This window comes from Nocardia rhamnosiphila NBRC 108938 (genome assembly GCF_000720425.1).
GTDB classification, from domain to species: domain Bacteria; phylum Actinomycetota; class Actinomycetes; order Mycobacteriales; family Mycobacteriaceae; genus Nocardia; species Nocardia rhamnosiphila.
In genome coordinates, this window is sequence record NZ_JOAJ01000001.1 from 25,170 (window position 1) to 38,089 (window position 12,920).

The window sequence follows — 12,920 nt, forward strand, 5'->3', positions numbered from 1 at the left end:
GGAACTGTCACACGCGCCCGGCTCGCACCGGATTCCGAAGTCCACCGAACCGCGTATGCGTTTCTTCCGCGACAGCGCGATTGTCGCGCATCGCAACCTGATCACCATCATGCGGGTGCCGACATTGCTGGTCACCGCCACGGTCCAGCCGCTGATGTTCGTCTTCCTGTTCGCCTACGTGTTCGGCGCCTCGCTGGGTGGTGGCCAGTACCGGGAATTCCTCATCGCCGGGATCATGGCCCAGACCGTCGCCTTCAGTGCCGCGTTCACCACCGTGGGACTGGCCGGCGACCTGGAGAAGGGCATCATCGACCGGATGCGCGCGCTGCCCATGTCCCGGCTGGCGGTGCTGATGGGTCGCACGCTCTCCGATCTGGTGGTGAGCATGGTCAGTCTGTTGGTGATGACCGTGTGCGGCTACATCGTCGGCTGGAGCATCAACGGGAGCCTGGCCGAGGCCGTACTCGCCTACGCGGTGATCCTGCTGTTCGCCTTCGCCATGTCGTGGGTCGGCGCGCTCACCGGTCTGCTCGCCCCGAATGTCGAGGTCGCCCAGAGCGCCGGGCTGATCTGGCTGTTCCCGCTGTCGTTCATCTCCTCGGCATTCATCTCGGCCCAGACCCTGCCCGAGCCGCTGGCCACCATCGCCGAATGGAATCCGATCACCGCGGTCGCGGCGAGCGGACGGAAATTGTTCGAGAACAGCGCGCCCCCGATGTTCCCCACCGCGACCGGCTGGCCGGCCGAGCACTGCGTCGAGTACGCGGTCCTGTGCTCGGCGGCCATTCTGCTGATCGCGATGCCGCTGGCGCTGTTGCAGTACCGCCGGGTGGCCAGTCACTGATCACGACAAAGGCCGTGCCCGCCGGATATCCGGCGGGCACGGCCTTGCGGTGCCACTTCTGGTCGTCCGGGCTCAGCCCCGGCGACGGGTCTTGAGCAGTTCCAGCCGCTCCTTGAGCAGTTCCTCGAGCTCATCCTTGCTGCGCCGCTCGAGCAGCATGTCCCAGTGCGTGCGGGGCGGCTTCACCTTCTTCGCCTCCTGCGTGGTGCCCTCGATCAGCACACCCTCCTGGCCGTTGCGGCACAACCAGGTCGGCGGGATCTCGGCGTCGTCGGCGAACGGAACATCGAACTCTTCACCATTGTCGGTCCGGTACCGGGCGATCCGGCGGGGAGCCAGATCATGGTCGCGGTCGGTTTCGTAGCTCACCGCTCCGAGCCGGCTGCCCCGGAGTACGCGATCTGCCATCTGTACAGGTCCTCTCTGTGTTGTCGGCGCGTTGCCGCGCGCGGGTCCGCGGTTCCTGCCGCGGGGCTCCGGAACACCGGAGCGGAAACACCGAGGGTGTATCCGCTGCGGGGCACCGGAACCCGCGCCGGGGTGCGAACCGATGGGTCGACCCCTTGTTGTCTTGCTACCGCGACCTGTGGGTCGCGTTCGCCGGCCGTTGTCGCCCGCCGACCGTTCGGGTCACCTGCGCGGGCCGTTGTCTGTGCCACGAATCGGGGATTCGTGCCGGTCCAGGCCGTGCGCCCTGTTCATGTCAACGTTCGTCAGGGTCTTTCCGTTCCCAAGCCTTGTAATTGTACGGGGTTCGGCGAAAGGGCCCCGCGCGGTGTGCGGTGTGTGCCGCTGCGAGAGTTCCTATTAGGGTGTCGGGTCATGTCGCGCCGGTTGGAGTCGTGCCTGTGGTGTGGTCGGGAAATAGTGGATTCGGAAGCGGGGCGGCGGCGCCGCTACTGCCGCCAGTCCTGCCGCCAGCGCGCCTATGAGCATCGCAACAATGTGAAGGGCACTGGGATCCCCGCCGATTCGGTGGTGCTCAGTGCCGCCGAGGCCACCGCCCTGGCCGACCGGTGGTTCGCCGCGCGCTGCGCGGCCGAGGATGTGGCGACGGCGGTCGACGAGGGCGCCGACCGGGACGAGCTCGCGCGGCTCAGCGCGGTTCTGGTCGAACTCGCCCGGGATGCCGAAAGGTTGCGCTGACCTGCGTCGAATCGTGCTGTGCGCGCGGCGGCGAGATCGTCTCGCCGCCGACCGCCGGGGTGGACCCGACGCTGACCGCGGCGAGGAGCATGACCGCGACGCCGAGGCCGAGCAGCACGAGCAGCGTGGCGGTATCCGGGTGCAGCAGCGGTTGTCCGCGCATCGCCTGCCAGAAGGTGATCGCCTGCACACCGCCCCATCCCAGGATCACCACCCCGATCAACCTGCTGCGGGTCCGCGCCGGGCGGAGCCGGGGGTAGCGTTTCGCGCACCAGGCGAGGATCACCACCGCGGCCAGTACCACCTGGATGCCGTGCAATCCGACGAAATGGGGAATGCGCAGGTCACCGCCCAGGGTGCTCCAGTGGGTGATCGGCATACCCGGCACCGCGTCCGGTGCGCCGACGGCCTGCCGGGTTCCGGCGTCGACCACGGTGTGCCCGGCGGCCAATTCGACCAGCCGGCCGTCCGCGGTGCGGGTGAGCTGGGTCCCGGTGAAACCCATGAGGTATCCCAGTGCCATCGAGACCACACCCATCGCCAGCCCGCCGCGAATCGCCCACACTGTGGGCCGATCCGCGCCGGGACGTATCGAAACGATCACGGCGATCAGCAGATTCGCGAAAAAGAGACCCGGGACACCCGAGGCGAAGATCATCTGCCCGATTTCGTTGACCGGGTCGGTTTCGGTGTTGAAATGGCTGAAGGTGCCCCGCGCGGCCTGGACCACGATGAAGCCGACGTCCACGACCGCGGTGACGGAGAACACGACTCCCAGCCACCAGGTCACTCGGCTGCCGCGGTGGGGTAGCGACAGCAGCCAGGCCAGGGTCAGCGAGTACAGCACGAACGCCAGCCCGAATTTGACCGGTTTGAGCCAGACCGATTCGCCGAGCAGGACGCGGTCGTCGACGACCATCGCGATCAGGCCGGTAAACACCAGACCGGCCATTGCCGCGGAACTGAGCAGCAAAGGCCGGTGCAGGCGTCCGATCACCCGACATGGATCGGAAGTCGTGGGGCGTCCGGGAGCCGGGACGCCGGGGAGCGGGAGGGACATGAACCGACGGTAGGAACGGGGGTCCGGCCGCCGCGTCCCACTACGGGACTGTGTGCGGCCGGTACCCCGGTATGCCGGGGGCCGTCGGCTCGGCCGAGGGTAAGGGTCAGCCGGGGTTGTTCAGGACGAGACCGCGACCGGCGAGGTAGGGCAGCGGGTCGACCGGGCCGATACCGGGCTGGTGGACCTCGTAGTGCAGGTGCGGTCCGGTGGACTGGCCGCGGCTGCCGACGGTGGCGATCACGTCACCGGCCTGTACCTGCTGGCCGACCGAGACGAGAATATCCTGCATATGGCCGTAGACGCCGACGCTGCCGTCGTCCTGCTGGACGCGGACCCACAGGCCGAAGCCGGTGGCCGGGCCGGCCTCGATCACGACACCGTCGGTGACCGAGCGGATGGGTGAACCCATGTTCGCGGCGAAGTCGATGCCGTTGTGGTTGGTGCCCCAGCGTGCGCCGAAGCCCGAGGACACGACGCCGTCGGCCGGTTGTACCGTGGTTTGGCGCGGCGGCTCGAAGAACGGGAAGGACACCGGGGCGGGCTGATTGTCGCCGGCGGCCTGATGCGGGGCCCACGCGGCGGGGTCGTGCGAGATCGCGGGCCGCTCGGCGGGCGCGCGGTCGGCGGGGTCGGCCGGCGCCTCCGAGACGGCGGCCACCGGGGTGATCTGTTCGTTATCGGAATCGGCTCCCGCGGCGAAGAGCGCGAAACCGGCGCAGAGGGCTGTCGAGGTGGCGACAACCTGTGTCGTGATGGGGCGACGGCCGATCGACGACACCGTGAGCTTACGGAAAGGTAACGGAAGGGTCACGGGCATGGTTACAAGCTAGGGGACCGACACGCCGAGTCAGCAATTGTGTGGCAACAGTCACGAGATCATATATTCCCAGGTCGCGTATTACCGTCCGATAACGGAACCGGAAATATCGCCCGCCGAGCTGCGCAAGTGAGACATTGATCTAGTTTGACCGAAGTGTGCCAGAAGATCGACACTGTTTCAGTGGTCGCTAACAGAGTTGCGCCGCTGGTCGCCCTGGCAGACCCCACCAGGCGCGCGATATTCGAGGCGTTGCCCGCCGGGCCGCGCTCGGTGGGCGAACTCGCCGCCCAGGTCGGGATCACCAGCTCGGCGGTATCGCAGCATCTGCGGGTACTGCGGGATGCGCGGCTGGTGATGATGCGGCCGATGGGCAACCGCCGCCTCTACTCCCTGGACCCCCGCGGTCTCAGCGATGCCCGCGACTACCTCGACCAGTTCTGGCAGAGCGCCCTGGCCGCCTACGCCGCCGCGCTCAGCGAGGCCGCGAACCGGGACGACCGGTAGCGCCGACCCCTCAGCCGACCCGGCGGTACGCCGTGCTGCCGGTCACGCCCGCTTCGCCGCGGCGTTTGCTCAGCTGTCGGTCGAGAGCCGCGATCACCTCGGTCGAGCCGATCTGTAGCAGGCCGGGATCGGTGGTGGTGGCATGACGGTCGCCGACGCGCCCGGCCCACAGCACCTCGTGCCGGGTCAGCAGGTGCCGCGGCGGCCCGCCCTGATCCGGGGCCGTGGGACCGAACAGTTGCACGGTGCGGGTGCCGAAGGCGGTGGCGAGATGGGCGACGCCGGTGTCACCGCACAGGACCACGGAGGCCTCGGCCACCGTCGCCGACAATTCGATCAGGTTCTGAATACCGGCCAGCACCCGCTGGCCGGACAGTCCGGCCCGGGCCGCGATCCCCAGCGCGTTCTCCCGGTCGCTCTCGTCACCGGTCAGCACGACCTCGTGGCCGAGTACCAGCAGATGCCTGATCACCGCCGCGAATCGGTCCGCGGGCCAGCGCCGGGCGGCCGCGCTCGCGCCGATATGAACGACCACGCTGTCGCGGTGACTGGTGGTGGCCACAGGCGGCACCAGGCCCAGATTGCGCCGATCCGCACCGATCCCGTCGAATTCGAGCAGATGACACCAGCGGTCGATCGGATGATGGGCGGGCTGCCAATCGGGCGCCGGGATCTCCGGGAACGCCGGATCCCGGTACGTGAGGATACGTTCGGCCCCGGTCTTGCCGAGCTGCACGATCGGGGCGGCACCGGCGCCGTGCAGGTTCACCGCCAGTTTCGGCGGCGGCCCGTCCCAGCGCAGGCCCTGCGGATCGGCGATGGGCACGAACTCGTCCACGCAGGCGATCACATCCACGATGGGACGCAGGCGGTGCGGCGCGGCCAGCACGAGATGATCGGTGCGGCGGGCCCGGCGCAGTGCACGTAATGCCGGAACAGCGGTGAGTAGATCACCGAGACCGCGTGCCTGAAGCACGAGAACTACCGACACCCGACTCTCCTAGCCACCTGTTGCCCGTTGTGCCGCCCCCTCCCGAACCGTCCTGGCGAGGAACGGACCACGACGAGAGCATTTCCTTGGATGACTACCACCTGGTACCCGGCGGCAAACGTGGGCCGGTGGCGGCCTGGATCACACGCTGTGCGTTCGCCCGGCGTGGCCGTACCGTCCGTCACCTGCCGGGACGGGTATCGCGCGGGCGAGACGATGGTCACCCGCGGGGCGCTTGGGTAATGTGACCGATGTTCGTAGGGAAGTCCGGTGCGAATCCGGCGCTGTCCCGCAACTGTGTGGCTCGCGTGCGGGCCGCAGCCAGATACCTGCGGATGAACCAGAAACGGTCATGATCACGTGGGTATGGTCGATGCGCCGAACGAGCCGCTCGAGCGCGGTCCGTTTCGCATGTCTTCGTCGCGTGACCCTGCCTGACGCGACGGGAGTCGGATATGCGTTGTGCACCACCGGAGTCGAGCCGCCGATCGTTTCTGGTCGGCAGTGTGCTGGCCGCGGGAGCGCTGGCCCTCGGCTGCGGCCGCGGCTCCTCCGAAGGTACCGATACATTCACCGCCGCCTTCCAGGGCTCCGGCGCGGGGGAGGGGATCGACCCCGGGGTGAACACCCTCTTCATCGACGAAGCCCGGATGAAGGCCGTCTACGACGGCCTGTTCGAGGTGGACGGTTCGATGACACCGATCCCGCGGCTGGCGGAATCGGCCGAACCGAATGCCGACGGCACCCGGTGGCGGATCGCGCTGCGGGACGCGGCCTGGCACGACGGGAAGAAGTTCACCGCACGCGATGTGCTGTACACCTTCTCCCGGGTGCTCGGGCCCGCGCCGCAGCGCCCGTTCATCGCCGCGTCCTCGCTGGACCAGGTGGACCTGGCCGGCAGTCGCGCGATCGATGACCGCACCGTCGAGATCGTGCTGAAGCGGCCGTCGTTCGAGTTCCTCATCGCACTGTCGGTGTACGGCACCAAGATCGTGCAGGACGGCGCCGCCGATTTCACCCGCCCGGTGGGCACCGGGCCCTTCGTCTTCGAATCCTTCGAGGCCGGCCGGCAGTTCACCGCGCACCGTAACGAGAACTACTGGGACGGCGCGCCCGCCATCGGACAGTTGCGGATCATGAGCGCGGAGGCGGACGCTCGGGTGAACGCGGTGCGCGGCGGCGAGATCGACTATGCCGACAACCTCACGCCCTCGGCCGCGCGGACGCTGGCGGGGCACCCCGGCGTCACGCTGGTGTCCACCCCCGGGAGCGGAATCCATTTCTTCGCCATGAAGACCGACCGGCCGCCGTTCGACAACCCGGATGTCCGGCGCGCCGTCATGCGGATGGTCGACCGGGCGGAACTGGTGAAGGTGGCGTTCGAAGGCCAGGGGGAGGTCGGCAACGATGTTTTCGGTAAGGGCTACCAGTACTACGCCGATCTGCCGCAGCACGAGTACGACCCCGACGAGGCCGGCCGGCTGCTGCGCCGGGCCGGGGTGCGCGAGCTGAGTTTCGATCTGTTCACCGCCCCGGTCGCCTACGGGTTCGTCGAAGCCGCCCGGCTGTTCGCCGAGCAGGCCGCCGAATGCGGAGTCCGGGTGAACGTGGTGCTGGGTTCCAAGGACAGCTACTACACCGACGCGCTGCGGACCGGACATCTCACGATGGGGCAGTCGGGGCCGCTGCCGATCCCCAACCATTTCGCCTCGCGGCTGCTCGGCACATCCCCGCAGAACCGCACCAAATGGTCCGATCCACAGTTCGATGCGCTGTACACGACGGCGCAGGCCACCCCGGATCCGGACCGCCGGGCGGCGCTCTACCGCGGCATGCACGAAATACTGCACGATCGAGGGGGCTTCGTGTTCTTCGGCACCACACACTGGAACAGCGCCGCCGGTGACCGGTTCCGGCAGCTCCCGGCCGCCGTACCCAATTCGCACGATTGGGCGCGCTTCGACGCGGTGTCGGCCCGATGACCGCCGCGCGACTCGATCCGGAGCGGGCACGGTACTGGGTCCAACGCTGGGATCGCCAGCAGGAGTACTACATGCCCGACCGGGAGGCCCGGTTCGAGGTGATCGGTGATGTGCTGACCGAACTGCTGGTCCGGCCGGATCCCCTGATCGTCGATCTGGGCGTCGGCCCGGGAACCCTGGCGGACCGGTTGCTCGCCCGCATCCCCGGCGCTACCGTCGTCGGTGTCGACGCCGACCCGCTGCTGCTGGCGCTGGCCGACACCGTCCACGGCTCCTCGCGGTTCCGCACCGTATCCGCCGATCTGCGTGAGCCCGGCTGGCTCGCCGCGCTGGACCTCGGGCGCGCTCCCGACGCGTTCGTGAGCACCACGGCACTGCACTGGATGAACCGGGCGCCGCTGCGCGCGCTGATCGAGACCTGCGCGCGGGCGCTCCCGGCGGGCGGAGTCTTCGTCGACGGTGACCATCTGTACGAGGGGCCGGACGGTCCGCGACTGGACGATCTGGGCCGGGCGCTGACCGCCCGGCGGGCCGAGCGGGTGGGTTCGGCCGCGGGGGAGAACTGGGCGGCGTGGTGGGCGGCCGTGGGAGCGGCCGACGAACTCGCCGAGCTGGTGCGCCTGCGCGACGGCGGATTCGAGCACACGGTCACCGATCGTCCCACCGCCGGCGACTACATCGCTTTTCTGCGCGCCGCCGGATTCGCCGAGGCCGGGACGGTCTGGCAGTACGGCGACGACCGCGTCCTGGTCGGGATCCGGTAGCGGCCCGATGGCCGGGAATTCACGGCCGTTGCCGCGCCTGCTGCTGCGCCGGGCCGGGTTGGGCGCCGGGCAGTTGCTGGTGCTGCTGGTCCTGGTGTTCGTACTGTCGCTGCTGCTGCCGGGCGATGCCGCCGATATCCAGAACAACACCATCCTGAGCGAGGCGCAGCAGCAAACCGCCCGGCAGCTGCTCGGTCTCGATGTCGCACCGGTCACCCGGTTCCTCGACTGGCTCGGCGCCGCGGTGCGCGGGGATTTCGGCACCTCCTATGCCAGTGGCGCACCGGTCGGCACCGTGATCGCGGGCCCGTTCCTGGTCACCGCGCTGCTCGCCGGGTCGGCGTTGGTCCTGCTGGTGCCCCTCGCGGTGACCGCGGGTTTCGCGGCGGGAACGCGTCCCGGTTCGGCGCGCGACCGCGTGATCACCGCGATCAGTATCGGATTCGATTCGATTCCCGATTTCGTCCTCGCGGTCCTGCTGGTGACCTTCCTGTCGATCCGACTCGATCTGCTGCCCGCGACCTTCCTCGGCGTCGATCCGGCCGCGCTGGCGGCCCGGCCCGAATATCTGGTGCTGCCGCTGGTCGTCACCGTGGCCCGGGTGGCGGCCCCGCTGGTGCGGTTGGTGCGGGCGGGCGTCATCGATGTACTGGACCGGCCGTATATCGCCGCGGCCCGCCGCCTGGGAGTGGGACGGGTATCGCTGCTGGCCCGGCATATCGCACCCAACGCCCTCGCCCCGGCGATGCAGGAATTCGGCCGCACCGGCGACGGGCTGCTGTCGGGAGTGCTGATCGTCGAAGCGGTTTTCGCGGTGCCGGGTATCGCGTCGGAACTGATCGGAGCCATCGGCAACCGGGACGATCCGGTGATCCTGGCGATCGTCGCGGTCACCGGCACCCTCGCGGTGGTGGTCAACACACTGATCGATATGGCGGGGTACCGGATGAACCCGCAGAGGGCGGCGGAGCAGCGCGGATGAGTATGCGGCGGTGGTTGTACTCGGCGCTGATCGCGGTACCGCTGGTCTTCGTGATCGCCGGTCCGGTGCTCGCCCGCGCCGCGCCGGCCGAACGCGCGACACCGTTCGGCCCGTCCGAATGGTCGCCGCTGGGCACCGACCGGCTCGGGCGGGATGTCCTGGCGGCCGCGCTCACCGGCGGTCAGACCTTTCTCCTGACCGGACTGCTGACCGTGCTCGGGGCATATCTGGTGGGGTTCCTGATCGGGATGGCCGCGGCGGCCGCGCCGCGGGTCTGGCTCGACGATCTGCTGATGCGCCCGATCGATGTGCTGCTGTGTATTCCGTCGCTGCTGATCATCATGGTGGCGGCGCTGCGCGGCCGCGGTTCGGCGGTGGTGATCGCCTGCGCGATCGGGCTGGCGCTGGTGGCGCCGATCGCGCGGTTCGTCCGGGCGGCGGCGGCCGGTGTGGTGCACGGGCCGGTGATGGACACGCTGCGCATGCAGGGGCAGAGCCGGTCGTTCCGGTACGGGAGTTATGCGGCGCGGGAGATCTCACGGCCGCTCGCGGCCGATTTCGGGGTCCGCTTCACCGCGGCCGTCTATTTCCTCGCGTCCGCCAATTTCCTCGGACTCGGATTCGACACCACCTCCACCGATTGGGCGGTGTCGGTGGCGGCGAACAAGGACGCGCTGCTGATCGCGCCGTGGTCGGTGGTCCTGCCCGGTGCGTTGATCGTGCTGCTGGTGGTCGGCACCAATCTCCTGGTGGACGATCTGCTCGCCGATCCGCGTGCCGTCGCGGCGAAAGGTCTACGCCGGGCGGGTGGCCATGGCTGACCGGCAACTGATCTCGGTGCGCGCGCTGAGTGCCCGCGCCGGCGAGGCGGTGATCCTGCGCGATATCGGATTCGATATCGGGGCCGGGCAGATCGTGGCGTTGTTCGGGCCCTCGGGCGCGGGGAAGACGACCATCGCGACCGCGCTGGCCGATGCGGTGGGCCCCGGGATCGAACTGGCCGGCGCGGTCCACCGGGCCCCGGGCGTCCGGGTCGGGTACCTGCCGCAGCACGCGGCATCCACACTCAACCCGGCGCGCCGGATCGGTGCGGCCCTGGGCGAACTGGTCGGGTTGACGCACCGGCGCGCGGGCGGCGGCCGGTTGCGCGGGCCGCAGCGGCGGGCGGGGATCGCCCGGCTCCTGGCCACCGCGGCCTTCCACCTCGACGACCGCGAACTCGACCGGGCGCTACGGAAGTACCCGTTCGAGTTCTCCGGCGGCGAGCGAGTGCGACTGGCGCTGGCGCAGGTGCTGGCGGGCCGCCCCGATGTGCTCGTGGTCGACGAGCCGACGGCCGGACTGGATGCGCTCGCGCGGGCCGCCCTGCTCACCGGATTGAGCGGTGTGCGCGCGGCAGGTACCGCGGTGGTGCTGATCACCCACGATTCGTTCGCCGTCGAACGGCTCGGTGACCGTGTCCTGTTCGTACGTGACGGGCGGCTCACCGCGGACGGGGCGATCGAACCGGATCCGGTTTCCCCGCCACCGGCGGCCGCTCGCCCGCCCGCCGAGCCCGCCGTGCGAATCCACGGCCTGACAGTGGGCCGCCGCGGCCGCCCGGTTCTCGACCGCGTGGACCTGGACCTGCACCCCGGCGAACATCTCGGGCTCGTCGGGTTGTCGGGCGCGGGTAAGACGACGCTGGCCCGCTGTATCGCCGGGCTCACCCGTCCGGACGCCGGGGCGATCGTGGCGTGGGGGGAACGGCTACCGGTGTTGCGGCGCAGGTCGCGCCGGCAACTCGCCCGTATCCAATATGTGTGGCAGGAGTCGGCGGCCTCCTTCGACACCCGCCGTAGCGTCCTCGATCAGGTCGCCGCGACGGGCACCGGACTGTGCGGGATGACCGGTACGGCCGCCCGGTCCGCCGCCATGGATCTGCTCGCGGAGTTCGGGATCGACGGGGCACAGGCCGGACGGCCGCCGGCCGGGCTCTCCGGTGGGCAACTGCAGCGTGCCGCACTGGCACGGGCGCTGTTGGCCGGTCCGCGGTTGCTGCTGTGCGACGAAGTGACCACCGCGCTCGACGAACCCACCGCCCGGCGCGTCCTGGACCGGTTGGACGACTACCGCGCCCGCAGCGGTGCGACGGTGGTGTCGATCAGCCACGATCTGCGCGGCCGGCTGGTTCGCTGCGATCGCATCGCGGTGCTGGACGGCGCGCGGATCGCTGAACTCGGCCCGCCCGCGGACCTGTTCGCAGGCCCCCGCACGGAGATCCTGGCCCGGCTGATGCGGGCCGACGGTGTGGCGCCCGGGCGTTCCGCTTACCAACATCAGCTCGAGCGCAATCGGTGACGCGCGGCCGGCGGCCGCCGAGACTCGTCGCTGTGACAGCAAACCTGCAGCATGCGTGCGACCGCGCCGGCGCGTCCACTGCCGGCCGGCAGCGGCCCGTACCGCCGAGGAGGCGACCGTGACTCGTGAACTCCATCTGGCAGGCTTTCTGATCGCCTCGCATGTCACGCATTCGCACGCGGCGTGGCGCCACCCCGCCTCGGAAACCGACTATCTGGGTCCCGGCTACTACCGGCGGGTGGCGCAGACCCTGGAACGGGGCACATTCGATTTCTTGTTCTTCGCCGATCTGCTGGCCACCCCGGTCCGCTACGGCAACGATATCCGGGTACCGCTGCGCAGCGGTACCCAGGCGTCGGCGACACTCGATCCGTCGCTGGTCGCCGCCGGCCTGGCGAATGTGACCGACCGGCTCGGGCTGGCGATCACCAAATCCACCACGTACTTCCATCCCTACGAGGTGGCCCGGATCTTCGCGACCCTCGACCATCTCTCCGGCGGCCGGGCCGGCTGGAACGTGGTGACCTCGCTGAACCAGGCCGAGGCGCAGAATTTCGGGGCCCAGGACCATCTCGGGCACGACGAGCGGTACGAACGGGCCCAGGAATTCCTCGAAGTCGCCTACAAACTCTGGGGCAGCTGGGATACCGACGCTCTGGTCCAGGACAAGGGCACCGGTGTATTCGCCGATCCCGACAAGGTTCGGACCGTGGACCACGAGGGCACCTGGTTCAAGACCCGCGGCCCGCTGACCGTGCCGCGGTCCCCGCAGAGCCGGCCGGTGCTCATCCAGGCCGGTTCCTCGCCGGTGGGCAAGGATTTCGCCGCGCGCTGGGCGGAGGCGATCTTCGAGATCGATCCGACGCCCGAAGGCCGCCGCGCCTACTACGACGATGTGAAATCGCGGGCGGTGAACTTCGGCCGCAATCCCGACGACATCAAGATCTTCCCGTCGTTCGTGCCGTTCGTCGGTGAGACCGAGGCCATCGCCCGGGAGAAGCAGGCTTTCCACAACGAACTCGCCGACCCGGTCTCCGGTCTCATCACGCTCTCGGTGCACACCGATCACGATTTCTCCCGCTACGATCTGGACGCGCCGATCGAGGATCTGGTTGTCCCGGGTACGCAGGGGCTTTTCGAGGTGGCCCGCCGGCTCGGCGCCACCGAGAACCTCACCCTGCGCGATATCGGCAAGCTGTACGCCCAGGGTGTGCTGCTGCCGCAGTTCGTCGGCACCGCCGAGCAGATCGCCGATCAGATCGAAGCCGGTTTCACCGGGGGCGAGGCCGACGGCTATATCCTCTCCGCGGCCCAGGCGCCGGGCACCTTCCACGATTTCGTCGACTTCGTGGTACCCGAACTGCGGCGTCGCGGCCTGTTCCGGACCGAGTACACCGGTACCACGCTGCGCGACCATCTGGGCCTCGGCCCGGCCTCGCTGACCCCGGTCGCGCGCCCGTCCACCGTCGCCGGCTGAGTACTGC

The 12,920-nt window shown here is 69.5% G+C and carries 13 protein-coding genes and 1 riboswitch; of the genes, 9 read left to right on the plus strand and 4 right to left on the minus strand.

All coding sequences use genetic code 11. The annotated features are described in order from the left end of the window. Window positions 1-55: 55 nt before the first annotated feature. Window positions 56-844, plus strand: a complete 789-nt coding sequence (locus tag IG75_RS0100070; RefSeq protein WP_030519039.1) for an ABC transporter permease — start codon at window positions 56-58, stop codon at window positions 842-844. Window positions 845-916: 72 nt separating this feature from the next. On the opposite strand, the gene IG75_RS0100075 is transcribed toward IG75_RS0100070, so the two are convergent. After that, window positions 917-1,252, minus strand: a complete 336-nt coding sequence (locus IG75_RS0100075) for an RNA polymerase-binding protein RbpA (protein ID WP_030519040.1) — start codon at window positions 1,250-1,252, stop codon at window positions 917-919. Between the two features lie 414 nt (window positions 1,253-1,666). Between IG75_RS0100075 and IG75_RS0100080 the strand changes: the two genes are divergently transcribed. Beyond that, complete coding sequence (locus IG75_RS0100080; RefSeq protein ID WP_030519041.1) at window positions 1,667-1,990, plus strand: hypothetical protein; 324 nt, start codon at window positions 1,667-1,669, stop codon at window positions 1,988-1,990. On the opposite strand, the gene IG75_RS0100085 is transcribed toward IG75_RS0100080, so the two are convergent. Both IG75_RS0100085 and IG75_RS0100090 read right to left on the minus strand, forming a co-directional pair. Beyond that, a complete protein-coding gene (locus IG75_RS0100085; RefSeq protein WP_156058527.1) occupies window positions 1,941-3,050 on the minus strand; it encodes a hypothetical protein in 1,110 nt (369 codons plus the stop codon). The two genes, IG75_RS0100080 and IG75_RS0100085, sit on opposite strands and share 50 nt — an antisense overlap. Window positions 3,051-3,156: 106 nt before the next feature. Next, a complete protein-coding gene (locus tag IG75_RS0100090; protein ID WP_036512018.1) occupies window positions 3,157-3,870 on the minus strand; it encodes a M23 family metallopeptidase in 714 nt (237 codons plus the stop codon). 183 nt (window positions 3,871-4,053) lie between these two features. On the opposite strand from IG75_RS0100090, the gene IG75_RS0100095 reads away from it, so the two are divergent. Beyond that, window positions 4,054-4,377 (plus strand): ArsR/SmtB family transcription factor, encoded by a 324-nt coding sequence (locus tag IG75_RS0100095; RefSeq protein ID WP_030519044.1) that lies wholly within the window; start codon window positions 4,054-4,056, stop codon window positions 4,375-4,377. Between the two features lie 10 nt (window positions 4,378-4,387). Here IG75_RS0100095 and IG75_RS0100100 read toward each other — a convergent pair whose 3' ends face one another. Next, window positions 4,388-5,368, minus strand: coding sequence for a glycosyltransferase family 9 protein (locus IG75_RS0100100; RefSeq protein WP_030519045.1), 981 nt, complete (start codon window positions 5,366-5,368; stop codon window positions 4,388-4,390). A 207-nt stretch (window positions 5,369-5,575) separates the two neighbouring features. Continuing rightward, window positions 5,576-5,719, plus strand: a riboswitch (cobalamin riboswitch). 104 nt (window positions 5,720-5,823) lie between these two features. Between IG75_RS0100100 and IG75_RS0100105 the strand changes: the two genes are divergently transcribed. The 6 genes from IG75_RS0100105 to IG75_RS0100130 all read left to right on the plus strand — a co-directional run bounded on the left by IG75_RS0100105 (window position 5,824) and on the right by IG75_RS0100130 (window position 12,913). Further along, complete coding sequence (locus tag IG75_RS0100105) at window positions 5,824-7,350, plus strand: ABC transporter substrate-binding protein (RefSeq protein WP_030519046.1); 1,527 nt, start codon at window positions 5,824-5,826, stop codon at window positions 7,348-7,350. Next, window positions 7,347-8,114, plus strand: coding sequence for a class I SAM-dependent methyltransferase (locus IG75_RS0100110; protein ID WP_030519047.1), 768 nt, complete (start codon window positions 7,347-7,349; stop codon window positions 8,112-8,114). Before IG75_RS0100105 ends, IG75_RS0100110 begins: the two co-directional genes overlap by 4 nt. Before the next feature lie 7 nt (window positions 8,115-8,121). Further along, on the plus strand, window positions 8,122-9,096 hold the full coding sequence (locus IG75_RS0100115; protein WP_051714014.1) for an ABC transporter permease: 975 nt from the start codon (window positions 8,122-8,124) through the stop codon (window positions 9,094-9,096). Further along, a complete protein-coding gene (locus tag IG75_RS0100120; protein WP_030519049.1) occupies window positions 9,093-9,917 on the plus strand; it encodes an ABC transporter permease in 825 nt (274 codons plus the stop codon). Before IG75_RS0100115 ends, IG75_RS0100120 begins: the two co-directional genes overlap by 4 nt. Next, window positions 9,910-11,436, plus strand: coding sequence for an ABC transporter ATP-binding protein (locus IG75_RS0100125; protein ID WP_063834101.1), 1,527 nt, complete (start codon window positions 9,910-9,912; stop codon window positions 11,434-11,436). Before IG75_RS0100120 ends, IG75_RS0100125 begins: the two co-directional genes overlap by 8 nt. Before the next feature lie 118 nt (window positions 11,437-11,554). Beyond that, window positions 11,555-12,913 (plus strand): LLM class flavin-dependent oxidoreductase, encoded by a 1,359-nt coding sequence (locus IG75_RS0100130; RefSeq protein WP_030519051.1) that lies wholly within the window; start codon window positions 11,555-11,557, stop codon window positions 12,911-12,913. Window positions 12,914-12,920 lie beyond the last annotated feature (7 nt).